The organism is Musicola keenii, assembly GCF_014855505.1.
In the GTDB taxonomy this organism is placed as follows: Bacteria; Pseudomonadota; Gammaproteobacteria; order Enterobacterales; family Enterobacteriaceae; genus Musicola; species Musicola paradisiaca.
On record NZ_JAAWVW010000007.1, the window covers coordinates 96,365 to 112,767 of the forward strand.

Below are 16,403 nucleotides of genomic sequence, written 5' to 3' on the forward strand. Positions count from 1 at the left end.
GTTTAACCTTATTAACAGCGACATAACAGTGAACACTGATTTTCCCGGCGGGCAAATCTACGGTTACGTTGACATATGTCAAATTTGATTGTAGCACGTTAACAATTTTGTGGAAGATGCGCATCATTCATTGAGCCGCACCATTGCGTAGTCCATGTCATTTTGTGCGAGCCATAGCAAATAATGATTGCTGAACCGTTTCCCGTCTGAGTTTACTTCTGCATTGTCCTTTATTGGCGACATATCGTCCGTTGGTGTGGGCATCACGTATAACGCAGACAAGTGACGACGTCGGGCAATGGCTGCAGCATGGTGATTTATTTGTTAATTTGCAGCGCGTTCGATTTTTACGGACGGCAATGTCCGATATAGAGGCCGGAGTAAATGTGGCCGGGAGGAAGTATGCAGTTCTCTATTATTCTGGTGGCACCTGCCCGAGCCGAGAATGTGGGTGCGGCTGCCCGCGCGATGAAAACTATGGGTTTTGAGTGCTTGCGTATAGTGGACAGTCAGGCGCATCGGGAGCCGGCCGCACGTTGGGTGGCGCATGGTTCCAGCGATATTCTGGAGCGAGCGCAGACGTTCTCATCGTTGGCCGATGCCTTGGCGGATGTGGATTTTACCGTTGCAACGACGGCGCGCAGCCGGGCCCGTTTTCATTACTACGCCTCACCGGAACAAGTGCTGGATGTCATAAGAGAAAAACGGCAATGGGTGAAATCCGCCGCATTGGTGTTCGGACGAGAGGACTCCGGTTTGACGAATGAGGAGCTGGCTCTGGCGGATATTCTGACCGGCGTTCCTATGGCGGCGGATTATCCTTCTCTGAATCTGGGTCAGGCTGTTATGGTTTATTGTTATCAGCTCTCATCGCTGATGCAAGTGACTACCGTGGCGGCGCCTGCGGCCGATTCGGGGCAACTGTCCGCTTTGCGACAGCGCGTTGAGCGGTTGTTGGGCCGTATTGATGTTGAGCGGGATGAGAAGCTGCATGATTGGTTACGACAGCGTTTAGGGTTGCTGGAACAGCGTGATACCGCGATGCTTCATAGGCTTCTGCATGACGTGGAAAAAGCGTTATCCATAGAAAATAAGGCGTAATGCTTTTTTCATGGATGAACATAATTAAATGTTATCTTTCGTACCGCATCATCCGGCATTTTTTTGCGCATGTAGTTTTTTCATCCGCCAGCAAAGTGGGTTAAAAAGGAGATAAGCAAAGAAATCCGTTGACTTAGCGGGGCGATTGCCCTAACTAATAGGGCTGTTAATTTTCTCAAACGAGAACATAATGCGATGAGTTCAATCAGCCTGGTTACTACCACCATTATTATTACCACCGGCACAATGTGTAACGGTGCGGGCTGACGCATACAGAAGAATCCAGAAAAAGCCCGCACTTGCAAAGTGCGGGTTTTTTTTTGCAGGTAAAAAATTCGCTGTTCGGCGCCCCTTTCGGGCCACAGCAAGCGGTATGCAAAAGTGCTTCGGTGTTTTTGTAAGCTGAAATTCAGGAGAACAGATCAAAATGCGAGTGTTGAAATTTGGCGGGACTTCGGTGGCAAACGCAGAGCGGTTCGCGCGTGTTGCCGACATTATTGAAAGCAATGCGCGTCAGGGACAGGTTGCTACCGTACTGTCGGCTCCGGCGAAAATCACCAACCACTTGGTGGCGATGATCGAAAAAACCGTGGCGGGGCAGGATATTCAGCCAAATATCAGCGATGCAGAAGCGATCTTTACCGACTTACTGGCAGGGCTGGCTGAATCCCAACCGGGGTTTGCTTTCGATCGTCTCAACGCGCGTGTCGATGAGGAATTCGCCCAGCTCAAGCAGGTATTGCATGGTATTTCGCTACTGGGGCAGTGCCCGGACAGCGTCAATGCATCCATCATCTGCCGTGGGGAAAAACTGTCCATCGCTATCATGGAGGCGGTGTTTCAGGCGCGCGGCTATCAGGTATCCGTCATTGATCCAGTCAAACGACTACTGGCGCAAGGGCATTATCTGGAGTCGACAGTTGATATCGCGGAATCCACGCGCCGTATTGCCGAACAAGGCATCCCAGCGGATCACGTAATTCTGATGGCGGGTTTTACCGCCGGTAATGAGAAGGGCGAGTTGGTGGTACTGGGCCGTAACGGTTCTGACTATTCAGCCGCGGTATTGGCTGCCTGCCTGCGGGCGGATTGCTGCGAAATCTGGACGGATGTGGACGGTGTTTATACCTGTGATCCACGCCAGGTTCCGGATGCCCGACTACTTAAGTCGATGTCCTATCAGGAGGCCATGGAGCTCTCCTATTTCGGCGCTAAGGTTCTCCATCCTCGCACCATCGCCCCTATTGCCCAGTTCCAGATTCCCTGCCTTATCAAAAACACCGAAAACCCCCAAGCCCCCGGCACATTGATTGGTCTTGAAAGCAACGATACCCAGTATCCGGTCAAAGGCATCACCAATCTCAATAACATGGCGATGATCAACGTCTCCGGGCCGGGGATGAAGGGCATGGTGGGAATGGCCGCGCGGGTCTTCGCCGCCATGTCGCGCGCAGGTATTTCCGTCGTACTGATTACCCAGTCTTCTTCTGAATACAGCATCAGCTTCTGTGTCTCTCAGAATGAACTGCCGCGGGCGCGTAAAACGCTGGAAGACGAATTCTATCTGGAACTGAAGGAAGGCGTGCTGGAGCCTTTGGATGTAATTCAGCGGCTGGCGATTATCTCTGTTGTCGGCGATGGCATGCGCACGTTGCGCGGCCTGTCCGCTCGCCTGTTCACCGCGCTCGCCAGCGCTAATATCAACATCGTGGCGATTGCACAGGGGTCGTCTGAGCGATCGATTTCCGTGGTGGTAAATAATGATGTCGCGACCACGGGCGTGCGCGTGGCGCACCAAATGCTGTTTAACACCGATCAAGTGCTGGATGTTTTTGTGATTGGTGTCGGTGGGGTTGGCGGTGCGTTACTGGAGCAAATTCAACGCCAGCAGCCGTGGTTGAAGCAGAAACACATCGATGTACGGGTCTGCGGGATCGCCAATTCCCGAGCGATGCTGACCAACGTTCACGGTATTTCGATGGAACGCTGGCGCGAAGAGCTGGCGCGCGCGCGCGAGCCGTTTAACCCGGAAGCCTTGGTGCGGCTGGTGAAAGAGTATCATCTGCTGAACCCGGTCATTATTGACTGTACCTCCAACCAGGCTGTCGCCGAACAGTACGCAGATTTTCTATCGAACGGTTTCCATGTCGTTACGCCGAACAAGAAAGCGAATACCGGCACTCTGCGCTACTACCATCAGTTGCGCGCCGCCGCGGCCAAGTCCCGTCGTAAATTCTTGTACGACACCAACGTAGGCGCTGGCTTGCCGGTTATTGAGAATCTGCAGAATCTTCTCAACGCTGGTGATGAATTAATTCGTTTTAACGGTATTCTGTCCGGCTCGCTGTCTTTCATTTTCGGCAAACTGGACGAAGGCATGTCGCTGTCGGCTGCAACGCTGCTGGCGAAGGAAAAAGGTTTTACCGAGCCGGATCCGCGCGATGATCTGTCTGGTATGGACGTAGCACGTAAGCTGTTGATTCTGGCTCGCGAAGCGGGTTATGAGTTGGAGCTGCATGATATCCAGGTCGATTCAGTGCTGCCGGAGGATTATGCGTCCGGCGACGTGGCGACATTTCTGGCGCGTCTGCCGGAGCTGGACGGCGAGTTTGCTCAGCGTGTGGACGCCGCGCGAGCGGAAGGCAAAGTATTGCGTTATGTCGGCGTGATCGAAGAAGGGCGTTGCCGGGTGCAAATCAGCGCCGTCGGCGGCAACGATCCGTTGTTCAAAGTGAAAGACGGTGAGAACGCGCTGGCGTTTTACAGTCGTTATTATCAGCCGTTGCCGTTGGTGCTGCGCGGCTACGGAGCCGGCAATGAGGTGACGGCGGCGGGCGTATTCGCGGATCTGTTGCGTACGCTGTCGTGGAAGGTGGGAGTGTGAGAATGGTGAAAATTTATGCCCCGGCATCCATCGGGAATGTGAGCGTCGGCTTTGATGTGCTGGGGGCGGCGGTCTCGCCGGTAGATGGAACGCTGCTTGGCGACTGCGTTTCGGTGGAAGCGGCCGAGCTGTTCAGCCTGCGTAACGAAGGCCGTTTTGTCAGCAAGCTGCCGGACGATCCCAAACAGAATATCGTTTACCAATGCTGGGAACGTTTCTGTCAGGAAATCGGTAAAACGATACCGGTGTCCATCAAGCTGGAAAAGAATATGCCTATCGGCTCCGGTCTGGGTTCCAGCGCCTGTTCAGTGGTGGCGGGGTTGATGGCGATGAATGAATACTGCGGCAAACCGCTGGATGACACTCGTCTGCTAACTTTGATGGGTGAGCTGGAAGGCCGTATTTCGGGCAGCGTGCATTATGACAATGTCGCCCCCTGCTTTCTGGGCGGGATCCAGTTGATGGTGGAGGAACTGGGGATTATCAGCCAGTCCGTGCCGGGTTTTGACAACTGGTTGTGGGTGATGGCGTACCCAGGCATCAAGGTCTCGACGGCTGAAGCGCGGGCGATTTTGCCGGCGCAGTATCGTCGCCAGGATTGCATCAGCCACGGTCGTTATCTGGCCGGTTTCATCCACGCTTGTCACACCGGGCAAGCGGAATTGGCCGCCAGGCTGATGAAGGATGTGATCGCAGAACCCTACCGTACTCGTTTGTTGCCCGGTTTTGCCGAGGCGCGCCGTGCCGCCGAGGAACTGGGCGCGTTGGCGTGCGGCATTTCCGGTTCCGGGCCGACTTTATTTTCCGTGTGCGACAACATGGGGGCGGCAGAGCACGTCGCCGACTGGCTGCGGGCGCACTACCTGCAGAATAATGAAGGTTTTGTTCATATTTGCCGTCTGGATACGACAGGCGCGCGACAAGTGGGATAACGCATGAAACTGTACAATCTGAAAGATCATAACGAACAGGTGAATTTTGCCGAAGCCATCAGAAAAGGGCTCGGCAGCCAGCAGGGCCTGTTTTTCCCTCTGGAGTTGCCGGAATTTGACCTGACGGCGATCGACGAATTGCTGCAGTTGGATTTTGTCACCCGCAGCAGTCGTATTTTGTCAGCGTTTATCGGCGATGAAATGCCGGATGAGACGGTATATCAACGTGTTAAAGCGGCGTTTCGTTTTCCGGCGCCGGTGGTGCCGGTAAGCGCGGATATCTCCTCGCTGGAGTTGTTCCATGGCCCGACGCTGGCATTCAAAGATTTCGGCGGCCGGTTTATGGCGCAGATGCTGGCGGAAGTGGCGGGCGACGAGCAGATCACCATCCTGACCGCCACGTCTGGCGATACCGGCGCAGCGGTAGCGCATGCGTTTTACGGCCTGGAAAATGTGCGCGTTGTTATCCTGTATCCGCGCGGCAAGATCAGCCCGCTGCAGGAAAAATTGTTCTGTACGCTTGGCGGTAATATTCACACCATTGCCATCGACAGTGACTTCGATGCCTGCCAGGCGCTGGTCAAACAGGCGTTTGATGACGAAGAGCTGAAGCAGACGGTGGGGCTCAACTCGGCCAACTCCATCAATATCAGCCGCCTGCTGGCGCAGATCTGTTATTACTTTGAGGCGGTGGCGCAACTGTCGCAAGAAGCGCGCAACCAACTGGTGGTTTCGGTGCCCAGCGGCAATTTCGGCGATTTGACCGCCGGTCTGCTGGCGAAATCGCTGGGGCTGCCGGTGAAGCGTTTTATTGCCGCCACCAACGCCAACGACACCGTGCCGCGTTTTCTGCAAAACGGCAGCTGGCAGCCGAATCCGACGGTCGCCACACTCTCCAACGCCATGGACGTTAGCCAACCCAACAACTGGCCGCGGGTAGAAGAACTGTTCCGTCGTAAGAACTGGTCGCTGAAAACGCTGGGCTTTGGCGCAGTCAGCGATGAAGTCACTAAAACCACCATGCGGGAGCTGGATGCGTTGGGATATGTTTCCGAACCGCATGCGGCGATCGCCTACCGCCTGCTGCGCGATCAGTTACAGCCCGGTGAGCATGGCCTGTTCCTGGGGACGGCACACCCGTCGAAATTCAAGGAAAGCGTGGAGGAGATTCTGGGGAAAGCTCTGCCGTTGCCGCAGGAGCTGGCTGAGCGCGCTGATCTGGATTTGCTGTCCCATCATTTTGCGCCTGATTTCGCCAAGTTGCGTCAGTTCCTGATGGCATTGCCACGTTAATCGCCGTCTCAAAGCAGAGTCTCTGCCTCAGCAAAGGAGCCCATTGGGCTCCTTTGTTTTAATAAAATCGAACACACGGAGCAACATAGCTAACGTAGTGCATTGGCATGATCGCTATCAGCCAGCACTCAGCGAACGTCATGACTGCTCCGATGCAGGCCGTTTGTTGAGGAGGTTAGCGCTCCGAACGTTTGAAAATCAGCTCGTCGGCGGAAGAGTCGCTGGCGGAGAATACATAGCCCTCCAGATCGAAAGACTTGAGTTGTTCCGGTGTAGTGAGCCGATGCTGAATAATGAAACGGCTCATCAACCCGCGTGCTTTTTTGGCGTAAAAACTGATGACTTTGAATTTGCCGTTTTTCTCATCCAGAAAAACCGGTTTGATCTGGCGGGCTTTGAGTTTCCCTGGCATAACCGATTTGAAGTATTCGTCCGATGCCAGATTGATCAGAATGTCGTCTTCCTGCTCTGCCAGCGCCTGATTCAGTTTTCCGGTGATGGTGTCGCCCCAGAACTGGTACAGGTCGTTACCCGTGTCATTTTTCAGCTTGATTCCCATTTCCAGCCGGTATGGTTGCATCAAATCCAGCGGACGTAGCACGCCGTAAAGCCCAGAGAGAATCCTCAGGTGCTGCTGGGCAAAATCGAAATCCTGTTCGCTGAAACTATCTGCGTTCAACCCGGTATACACATCGCCCTTGAAGGCCAGAATGGCTTGCCGGGCGTTATCCGGTGTGAATTCCGGCTGCCATTCCTGGAAGCGGACGGCGTTCAACCCAGCAAGCTTGTCGCTGATCCCCATCAATGATGCAATTTCCGCTGGTGTCAGCTGTTTGCAACGTTGAATCAGCCGGGCGGAATGGGCCAGCAGCTCCGGCTGGGTGTAACGTTGTGTGGGCAGCGGACTGGTGTAATCCAGCGTTTTAGCAGGTGAAATAGTAATAAGCATAGGAATATCCGTTCAGATAGCGATGGGGTTTACTGTAGCAAAATGTGCCCGAAAAAGGGGCGATGATTGCGACAGGCTTGATGAATCAATCGGTGTGTGATTCACCGGTATTGAGGTGTTCAGCAAACATGACTTTGAATAAAACTGTTTTTTTATTTTATTGATTTTAAATGATAATTTATGATTATCAACGTTGGGTGTTCGTTATCTACCAGCTTGCGCGGGTTCCCGCGCGTGTTATTATCAGGCTCTGGCGACAGTTCCCTGCCACCAGTTCATGCACAAACAATGAGAAAGGCCAACATGACTGATAAACTGACTTCCCTACGCCAATTAACTACGGTTGTGGCGGATACCGGCGATATCGCGGCGATGAAACTTTACAAACCGCAGGATGCCACCACTAACCCTTCCCTGATCCTGAACGCAGCGCAAATCCCGGAATACCGTGCGCTGATTGATGACGCCGTGGCCTGGGCCCGTGGCCAGAGCAGCAAGCGCGAACAGCAGATTGTCGATGCGACGGACAAACTGGCAGTCAATATCGGTCTGGAAATTCTCAAACTGATCCCGGGACGCATTTCTACCGAAGTAGATGCGCGCCTCTCCTACGATACCGAAGCCAGCGTGGTCAAAGCCAAGCGTTTGATCAAGTTGTATAACGACGCGGGTATCAGCAATGATCGCATTCTGATCAAGCTGGCTTCTACCTGGCAGGGTATCCGTGCTGCTGAACAGCTGGAAAAAGAAGGCATCAACTGTAACCTGACATTGCTGTTTTCCTTCGCTCAGGCCCGCGCTTGTGCGGAAGCCGGCGTTTTCCTGATTTCTCCGTTCGTTGGCCGTATTCTTGACTGGTACAAAGCCAATGGCGACAAAAAAGAGTTCGCGCCGCAGGACGATCCGGGGGTGATTTCCGTGAGCGAGATCTACACCTATTACAAATCTCACGGCTATGAAACTGTGGTGATGGGCGCAAGCTTCCGTAATTCCGGCGAGATACTGGAACTGGCCGGTTGCGATCGCCTGACCATCGCCCCCGCGCTGCTGAAAGAGCTGGCGGAAACGGCGGGCGACGTGGCGCGTAAGCTGCAGTACAGCGGTGACGTTAAGGCACGTCCGGCCAGACTGACCGAATCCGAGTTCTACTGGCAGCACAATCAGGATCCGATGGCAGTGGAAAAACTGGCCGAAGGGATTCGCAAGTTCGCCATTGACCAGGAAAAACTGGAAAAAATGATCGTCGAATTGTTGTAACTACCGTTTCGACGCCGAATAACGGTCAGCCTGTGCTGGCCGTTTTTGTTGCTAGCGGCGTGACCAGCCCACGGTCAGAAACGGTACAGTTGCGCGCTCTCTTGGCCATATAAAGGTGGGTATCCGCACGTCGTATCAATTCATCCAACTCGGCTTCATCATCGGTGGTTACGGTTAAACCGATGCTGACGGAAATGTCCGGGGACAACCATTCACTCTCTTCGCGCAGTTCTATCAGGGCGGTTCTGATTCGTTCGGCTACCTGGCTGGCACTCTCTGCTGAAGTATTCGGCAGAACGATGGCGAACTCGTCGCCGCCAAGACGCCCCAGCACATCCTGACGGCGGCTGTTGTCGCGGATGAGATTGGCGATGACCGTCAGGGTTTTGTCGCCATCGGCGTGTCCTCGTGTGTCATTGACCTGTTTGAAGTGGTCGATGTCGATCAGCATGACGCACACCGGCAAATCTTCACGGCGCGAAAGCATCAGCGCCTGATTGGATGCCTGAAAAAAAGCATCGCGGCGCAAAACGTTCGTCAGGTCGTCGTAGCGGGCGATGGTAGGCAATTCGATCAGGTATTTTTTGGCTAATAGGGATAGCAGGCTGCCAATAACGGCAATCATCAAGCTAATGAATACCAAGGTAAACAGTGACGATGGGGACAGGAAAAGATCGCGCCATGCGGGCATGGTGTCCATGATAGTCACCCGGACTCGCGCGCCGATCAGGTCATCGGTAGGCGATAGGATCGGCATGAGTGTCGTGACCTGCTCTTTATTGGACTTACTTCCTGATACGGGGAGCCGGTTTTCGCAAAGCCGGATAATCGCCATGTCGTTGAGCGAAAGATTCAGTTCCGTCAGGCGAGTGATGCACTCCCGACGAGTGTCGCGTGTGTTAAACGCCAGCACTTTGACATTGATCGACATCGCGCTGCCAACCCTGTAATTACGGTTGCTTTCGCTGAGTTCGCCGTTTGTGCTATAGGATTCATACATCCTGATAATGTTGTCAAAGCTGGCTTTTTCGTCCCACCAATCTTTTTCTCTGGCATTGAGCAGTAACAAGCTGGCGATGATAAGTGCAAATGATCCAAACAGAATAAATGCGGATACCGGATGAGAAAATAATTTCAATAACTGATTCTGAAGGCGACTCATACATTTTCCCAATATTTTTCAATTATTTTTCTGCGAACTGTATTTTTTGCCGCGCTCTGATGGTTAAGATCGCGTTCTTAATGAGTTATCGTCAACAGAACCATTTTTTTTATTTAATATCAGGTTATTAAATAAGTATTTTATGTGGGGATTTTGTGATCCTGATTGGCTTTCTTTGGTATCGCGTCTTGGCGTTGTCTCCATATTCTCCGAATATTCAGGGGTGATGAAGTTTTCCACTGAATTGCATATGTTTTTGGTAAAAGCGAGGTTGTTATGAACATGCTGCGTATTGGGTTGGTGTCCGTTTCCGATCGCGCGTCCAGCGGGATTTATCAAGACAAGGGGATTCCGGCATTGCAGGAATGGCTGGCTGAGGCGCTGACCACACCGTTTGAGGTGGAAACCCGACTGGTGCCCGACGAGCAGCCATTGATTGAGCAGACGCTTTGCGAACTGGTGGATGAATGCGAGTGCCATCTGGTGTTGACCACCGGGGGAACAGGCCCGGCCCGCCGTGATGTGACTCCGGATGCGACGATGGCGGTGGCGGATCGTGAAATGCCGGGATTCGGCGAACAGATGCGTCAGATTAGCCTGCGCTTTGTGCCCACCGCCATTCTATCGCGGCAGGTCGGCGTGATTCGCAAACAGGCGCTGATTCTCAATCTACCGGGGCAGCCCAAGTCCATTCGTGAAACTCTGTCCGGCCTGAAAGATGAACGCGGGCTGGTGGTTGTTCCCGGCATTTTTGCCAGCATTCCTTACTGTATCCAGCTTCTTGACGGGCCTTATGTAGAAACTAATACCGATGTGGTAGCAGCTTTTAGGCCCCAAAATGCTATTCGTGATATAAAAAACTGAAATTTTATCATCTCCGGCATAAGCGCCGCTCGTCGCTGGTGTATCAGAATTCTTCCGATATAGTAATGTTTACTTTACGGCGTTGTTTAAAATAATCCTCCCCTGATACTGGTGTTGTGCGGTGATTTATGGTTAACGAAAAAAGTCGTCGGTTAAACCGGCATGATTACAAGACGCTCTCTCTGGCTGCGTTGGGCGGCGCGCTGGAATTTTATGATTTCATCATCTTCGTCTTTTTTGCCGCGGTGATCGGCGATCTTTTCTTTCCGACGGATATCCCCGATTGGTTACGGCAGGTTCAGACGTTCGGGATCTTCGCTGCCGGCTATCTGGCTCGGCCGCTTGGCGGGATCGTGATGGCGCATTTCGGCGATCTCGTCGGCCGCAAGAAAATGTTCAGCCTGAGTATTTTGTTGATGGCGTTGCCTACGCTGGGTATGGGGATGTTGCCGACTTATGCGTCGATCGGCATTGCCGCGCCGTTGCTTCTGCTGTTGATGCGGGTGCTGCAGGGCGCGGCGATCGGTGGTGAAGTGCCTGGGGCTTGGGTGTTCGTGTCGGAGCATGTGCCGCGTTCGCGCATCGGTATTGCATGCGGCACCCTGACGGCTGGATTAACGCTGGGGATCCTGTTTGGCTCCATGATCGCGACGCTGCTTAATACATCGTTGTCACCAGCGCAGATTTCTGCGGGCGGCTGGCGGATACCTTTCTTTGTCGGCGGGATTTTCGGGCTGATCGCGTTGTATTTGCGTCGTTGGTTGCAGGAAACGCCGATATTCCAGGAAATGCAGGAACACAAGAAACTGGCCAGTGAACTGCCGCTCAAGATGGTGATATTACGTCACAAGAAAGCCGTGCTGATTTCCATGTTGCTGACGTGGATGCTCTCTGCCGGCATTGTGGTGGTGATCTTAATGGCGCCGGTCTATCTGCAAAAATTGTTCGCCATTGCGCCGGCACTGACGTTGCAAGCCAACAGTCTGGCGACTATTGCGCTGATGGCGGGGTGCATTAGCGCCGGCCTGGCGGCGGATCGCTTTGGCATTGGCTATACGTTTATCGTCGGCAGCCTGCTGTTGGCTGCTTGCAGCTGGTTTTTTTACACCCATGCGGCGCAGAGTCATGAATTGCTGTTTATCAGTTATAGCATGGCGGGGTTCAGCGTCGGCGTGGTGGGCGCCGTTCCTTATGTCATGGTGCAGGCATTTCCTGCCACGGTGCGTTTCACCGGCATTTCCTTTTCTTATAATGTGTCTTACGCCATTTTTGGCGGCTTGACGCCGATATGTGTGACTTTGCTGATGAAGGTAACGCCACTTGCGCCGGCATTTTATGTGTTGGCTCTCTGTGCGCTGGGAGTGCTGCTGGGTTTTTATCTGCGCAATGAAAGCCGTCAATCAACGGTGTCTGAACCGGCGAATTCTCCTGCCGGCGTATAATGCTTTCGAGGTGCGCCTTTGGGCGCTAGGGCATAAAAAAGAGGTTTCCTATGATGGGAAACCTCTTTTTGTTTGTAGGCATTGTTCGCTATCGATGATGAGGCTGCGAATAATGTCGACGTAATGTGCAACCGACGATTAATGCGCGCCGCGTGCGCCAATCGGCAGAATGGTGCGGCCGTACTGCTCGTTCAACACTTCCGCCATCGCCAGATAGATGGCGCTAGCGCCGCAGATGATGCCTTCATAGCCAGCGAAAGTCAGCAGTGCATGGTTGCCGGTCATGTTGCCGACGGACAGCAAGGCGAACAGCAAGGTCAGGCTGGCGAAGACAAACTGCAAAGCGCGGTTGGCGCCCAGGGTGCCGAAGAACATGAACAGAGTGAACACGCCCCACAGACCCAGGAATACGCCCAGGAATTTAGCGTCGCTGGCTTCCGCCAGCCCCATTTTTGGCAGCATCAGAATGGCGACCAGTGTCAGCCAAAAAGCGCCGTAAGACGTGAAAGCCGTAACGCCGAAGGTGTTGCCCTTTTTGTATTCCAGCATGCCGGCCAGAATTTGGGCGATGCCGCCGTAGAAGATCCCCATGCTCAGAATAATGGATGTGAGCGGAAAAAAGCCTGCGTTATGCAGGTTTAAAAGAATAGTGGTCATCCCGAAGCCCATCAGTCCCAGCGGACCGGGATTCGCCAACGTTTTTGCTTGCATAAATCCTCTGCAGTAAACAAGTAATAAAGATGTTGTGTAACCGTGCCGTTCTGGCCGGGCGCCGCCTCTTTTGGCTGCGGGCGCGGCATCATAGCGGGAGGTGACAAATGGCACAATCGGACAGGAAGCGAATAATTTGATCGAAAAGGGGAGTGGATGCAGTTTTTTTGGTGAATGCCCCTTGATGCCGGAATTGTCGTCCCCATCTTAGACTCATCGAAAATGGTTTAACCGGAAAATTAGACTATTTCGGGGTGTTGAAAAGCAGAATTCCGCCCGCATAGTTAGGTTGAACTACCACACCGGATATGACTTTTAAGTGGAGATGTTTAGATGGGTAAGATTATTGGTATCGACTTGGGTACAACCAACTCTTGTGTAGCGATTATGGACGGTACGCAGGTCAAAGTGCTGGAAAACAGCGAAGGCGACCGTACTACGCCTTCCATCATTGCCTATACGCAGGATGGTGAAACTCTGGTTGGCCAACCGGCTAAACGTCAGGCGGTGACTAACCCGAAGAACACGCTGTTTGCTATCAAACGTTTGATTGGCCGCCGCTTCCAGGATGAAGAAGTGCAGCGCGACACCAACATTATGCCGTATCGCATCATTCCGGCTGATAATGGTGATGCCTGGGTTGAGGTCAAAGATCAGAAGTTGGCCCCGCCGCAGATTTCCGCTGAAGTGCTGAAAAAAATGAAGAAGACCGCCGAGGATTATCTGGGCGAAGCTGTGACCGAAGCGGTTATCACTGTTCCGGCTTATTTCAACGATGCTCAGCGCCAGGCGACTAAAGACGCCGGTCGTATCGCCGGTCTGGAAGTGAAGCGCATCATCAACGAGCCGACCGCCGCAGCACTGGCTTACGGTCTGGACAAAGGCGTGGGCAACCGCACCATCGCTGTTTATGACCTGGGTGGCGGTACTTTTGATATTTCCATCATCGAAATCGATGATGTCGACGGCGAAAAAACGTTCGAAGTGTTGGCAACCAACGGTGATACCCACCTGGGCGGTGAAGACTTCGACAGCCGGATGATCAATTACCTGGTTGATGAATTCAAGAAAGAGCAGGGTTTTGACCTGCGTAATGACCCGCTGGCAATGCAGCGTCTGAAAGAAGCGGCAGAGAAAGCAAAAATTGAACTGTCTTCCGCGCAGCAGACGGATGTCAACCTGCCGTACATCACTGCCGATGCTACCGGGCCGAAACACCTGAATATTAAAGTGACTCGTGCCAAGCTGGAGTCACTGGTGGAGGAACTGGTGGTTCGCTCACTGGAACCGCTGAAAGTGGCGTTGCAGGATGCCGGCCTGTCCGTATCCGAAATCCAGGACGTTATTTTGGTGGGCGGTCAGACTCGTATGCCGCTGGTTCAGAAGAAAGTTGCCGATTTCTTCGGCAAAGAGCCGCGTAAAGACGTTAACCCGGACGAAGCTGTGGCGATTGGCGCGGCGGTGCAGGGCGGCGTGTTGGCTGGTGATGTGAAAGACGTGCTGTTGCTGGACGTGACTCCGTTGTCTCTGGGGATCGAAACCATGGGTGGCGTGATGACGCCGCTGATCACCAAGAACACCACGATTCCGACCAAACACAGCCAGGTGTTCTCTACGGCGGAAGATAATCAGTCTGCGGTAACTATTCATGTACTGCAGGGCGAACGTAAACGTGCGCACGATAACAAATCTTTGGGTCAGTTCAATCTGGACGGTATCCAGCCGGCGCCGCGCGGTATGCCGCAGATCGAAGTCACCTTCGATATCGACGCAGACGGTATCCTGCATGTTTCCGCCAAGGACAAAAACAGCGGTCGCGAACAGAAAATCACCATCAAGGCTTCTTCCGGCTTGAATGAGGATGAAATCCAGAAGATGGTGCGTGATGCCGAGGCGAATGCTGAGGCAGATCGTAAATTCGAAGAACTGGTACAGGCGCGCAACCAGGGCGATCACCTGTTGCACAGTACCCGTAAGCAGTTGGAAGAGTCCGGTGACAAGTTGGCCGCCAGTGATAAGACGGCTATCGAAGAAGCGCTGAAGGCGCTGGAAGCTGCGTTGAAGGCTGAAGACAAAGCGGATATCGAAGCGAAGATCCAGACGTTGGCTCAGGCTTCCACCAAACTGCTGGAAGCGGCTCAGGCTCAGCAGCAAGCTCAAGCTGGTGCGGGCGCAGCCGGCGCTGACAACGCCGCCCGTCAGGATGATGATGTGGTCGATGCCGAGTTCGAAGAAGTCAAAGACAAGAAATAATCGCCCTTAGGCGGGCGCAGCCACCTCAGTTTGCTGTGGCGGCTGGCAACCAGCACGGGCGTTGAGGAAACTCTGCGCCCGTGCACGCATGTTGAGGGCAGGAAAAAAGCATGGCCAAGCAAGACTACTACGAAATTCTGGGTGTTGCGAAAGGCGCCGATGAGCGCGAGATTAAAAAGGCTTATAAACGGCTGGCGATGAAGTATCACCCTGATCGTAATCCGGGTGATAAAGAGGCGGAAGCCAAATTCAAGGAAGTCAAAGAAGCCTATGAAATTTTGACCGATGCTCAGAAACGTGCCGCCTATGACCAGTATGGGCACGCTGCGTTTGAGCAAGGCGGTATGGGTGGCGGCGGAGCGGGTGGTTTCGGCGGCGCTGATTTCGGCGATATCTTTGGCGATGTATTCGGCGATATTTTCGGCGGAGGCCGTCGCCAGCGCGCCAGCCGCGGTGCCGACTTGCGTTACACCATGGAGCTGACGCTGGAAGAGGCAGTACGCGGCGTCACTAAAGAGATCCGTATCCCGACGTTGCAGGAGTGCGATGCCTGTCATGGCAGCGGCGCTAAACCGGGGAGTAATCCGGTGACTTGTCCCACCTGTCACGGTAATGGACAGGTGCAGATGCGCCAGGGTTTTTTCACCGTGCAGCAAACCTGTCCGCACTGTCATGGACGCGGCAAGATCATCAAGGATCCTTGCACTAAGTGTCATGGTCATGGGCGGGTCGAGAAGAGCAAAACGCTGTCGGTCAAGATTCCTGCCGGCGTAGATACCGGCGACCGTATCCGTCTGGCAGGTGAAGGCGAAGCCGGAGAGTTCGGTGCGCCGGCGGGCGATCTGTATGTTCAGGTTCAGGTCAGGCAGCATCCCATTTTTCAGCGTGAAGACAACAACCTGTATTGCGAAGTGCCGATCAACTTTGCGATGGCGGCACTTGGTGGCGAAATCGAAGTACCGACGTTGGATGGCCGCGTCATGCTCAAAGTGCCACCGGAAACCCAGACCGGTAAACTGTTCCGGATGCGGGGAAAAGGGGTGAAATCGGTACGCGGCGGGGCGCAGGGGGATCTGCTGTGCCGGGTTGTGGTTGAGACACCGGTCAACCTGAGCGATCGTCAGAAGCAACTGCTGCAGGAATTGCAGGAAAGCTTTGGCGGGCCGACAGGGGAAGGCAACAGTCCTCGCTCCAAAAGTTTCTTTGACGGCGTGAAAAAGTTTTTTGACGATTTGACCCGCTGAGAGTCTTTAATCGGTAAAAACCGGCCAGCTCCCAAAATCAGTTCATGAGATTGAGGGTTTATCCGCACCCTGTTAGCCACACGCTGACAGGGTGTTTTCTTTTGAAAGTCGAGAGCCATCATGTGCGTTCTTGTACCCGGTTCGATCCCCGTCAGGGTTATAGCAGCGCAAGCAACGCATGATTGAGCAATCAACTCAACCGGCCTGTAAACGCCCTGTTTCAGCAAGTATCTTCGTATTCCTTATTGTTGCTTGACGCTAAACGTCGTTTAAAACATGGCCGATGTTTTGTCTTCCTGCTTAATCTGATG

The 16,403-nt window shown here is 53.5% G+C and carries 12 protein-coding genes and 1 other annotated feature; of the genes, 9 read left to right on the forward strand and 3 right to left on the reverse strand.

Annotation, left to right across the window (positions count from 1 at the left end; translation table 11 throughout):
• Window positions 1–402: 402 nt before the first annotated feature.
• The 4 genes from HEP82_RS09600 (at window position 403) to thrC (ending at window position 6,210) form a co-directional block, all read left to right on the forward strand.
• Window positions 403–1,101 (forward strand): tRNA/rRNA methyltransferase, encoded by a 699-nt coding sequence (locus tag HEP82_RS09600; RefSeq protein ID WP_192457871.1) that lies wholly within the window; start codon window positions 403–405, stop codon window positions 1,099–1,101.
• A gap of 202 nt (window positions 1,102–1,303) precedes the next feature.
• Window positions 1,304–1,424 (forward strand) — a sequence feature (Thr leader region).
• Window positions 1,425–1,528: 104 nt separating this feature from the next.
• The gene (gene thrA / locus HEP82_RS09605; RefSeq protein ID WP_192457872.1) at window positions 1,529–3,985 is read left to right on the forward strand and encodes a bifunctional aspartate kinase/homoserine dehydrogenase I; all 2,457 of its coding nucleotides are present in this window, start codon (window positions 1,529–1,531) and stop codon (window positions 3,983–3,985) included.
• Window positions 3,986–3,987: 2 nt separating this feature from the next.
• Window positions 3,988–4,917: a homoserine kinase gene (gene thrB, locus HEP82_RS09610; RefSeq protein ID WP_192457873.1), complete on the forward strand. Its 930-nt coding sequence runs from the start codon at window positions 3,988–3,990 to the stop codon at window positions 4,915–4,917.
• Window positions 4,918–4,920: 3 nt separating this feature from the next.
• Complete coding sequence (gene thrC, locus HEP82_RS09615; protein ID WP_192457874.1) at window positions 4,921–6,210, forward strand: threonine synthase; 1,290 nt, start codon at window positions 4,921–4,923, stop codon at window positions 6,208–6,210.
• A gap of 175 nt (window positions 6,211–6,385) precedes the next feature.
• Here the strand turns inward: thrC and yaaA are convergent, their stop codons facing one another.
• Entirely contained in the window at window positions 6,386–7,159 is a 774-nt protein-coding gene (gene yaaA, locus HEP82_RS09620; RefSeq protein ID WP_192457875.1) for a peroxide stress protein YaaA, read from the reverse strand.
• Window positions 7,160–7,462: 303 nt separating this feature from the next.
• On the opposite strand from yaaA, the gene tal reads away from it, so the two are divergent.
• Window positions 7,463–8,416 carry a transaldolase gene (gene tal / locus HEP82_RS09625; RefSeq protein WP_192457876.1) on the forward strand — a complete coding sequence of 318 codons (954 nt, stop codon included), beginning with the start codon at window positions 7,463–7,465 and terminating at the stop codon, window positions 8,414–8,416.
• Between the two features lie 25 nt (window positions 8,417–8,441).
• Here the strand turns inward: tal and HEP82_RS09630 are convergent, their stop codons facing one another.
• Window positions 8,442–9,578 carry a GGDEF domain-containing protein gene (locus HEP82_RS09630; RefSeq protein ID WP_192457877.1) on the reverse strand — a complete coding sequence of 379 codons (1,137 nt, stop codon included), beginning with the start codon at window positions 9,576–9,578 and terminating at the stop codon, window positions 8,442–8,444.
• Window positions 9,579–9,854: 276 nt separating this feature from the next.
• Between HEP82_RS09630 and mog the strand changes: the two genes are divergently transcribed.
• Together mog and HEP82_RS09640 are read left to right on the forward strand one after the other, a co-directional pair.
• A complete protein-coding gene (gene mog / locus HEP82_RS09635) occupies window positions 9,855–10,442 on the forward strand; it encodes a molybdopterin adenylyltransferase (protein WP_192457878.1) in 588 nt (195 codons plus the stop codon).
• Window positions 10,443–10,570: 128 nt separating this feature from the next.
• Complete coding sequence (locus tag HEP82_RS09640; protein ID WP_192457879.1) at window positions 10,571–11,884, forward strand: MFS transporter; 1,314 nt, start codon at window positions 10,571–10,573, stop codon at window positions 11,882–11,884.
• A 138-nt stretch (window positions 11,885–12,022) separates the two neighbouring features.
• Here the strand turns inward: HEP82_RS09640 and satP are convergent, their stop codons facing one another.
• Entirely contained in the window at window positions 12,023–12,595 is a 573-nt protein-coding gene (gene satP / locus HEP82_RS09645) for an acetate uptake transporter (RefSeq protein WP_192457880.1), read from the reverse strand.
• Window positions 12,596–12,928: 333 nt separating this feature from the next.
• Between satP and dnaK the strand changes: the two genes are divergently transcribed.
• Both dnaK and dnaJ read left to right on the forward strand, forming a co-directional pair.
• On the forward strand, window positions 12,929–14,848 hold the full coding sequence (gene dnaK / locus HEP82_RS09650) for a molecular chaperone DnaK (protein WP_012764211.1): 1,920 nt from the start codon (window positions 12,929–12,931) through the stop codon (window positions 14,846–14,848).
• Window positions 14,849–14,958: 110 nt separating this feature from the next.
• Entirely contained in the window at window positions 14,959–16,092 is a 1,134-nt protein-coding gene (gene dnaJ, locus HEP82_RS09655) for a molecular chaperone DnaJ (protein WP_192457881.1), read from the forward strand.
• Window positions 16,093–16,403 lie beyond the last annotated feature (311 nt).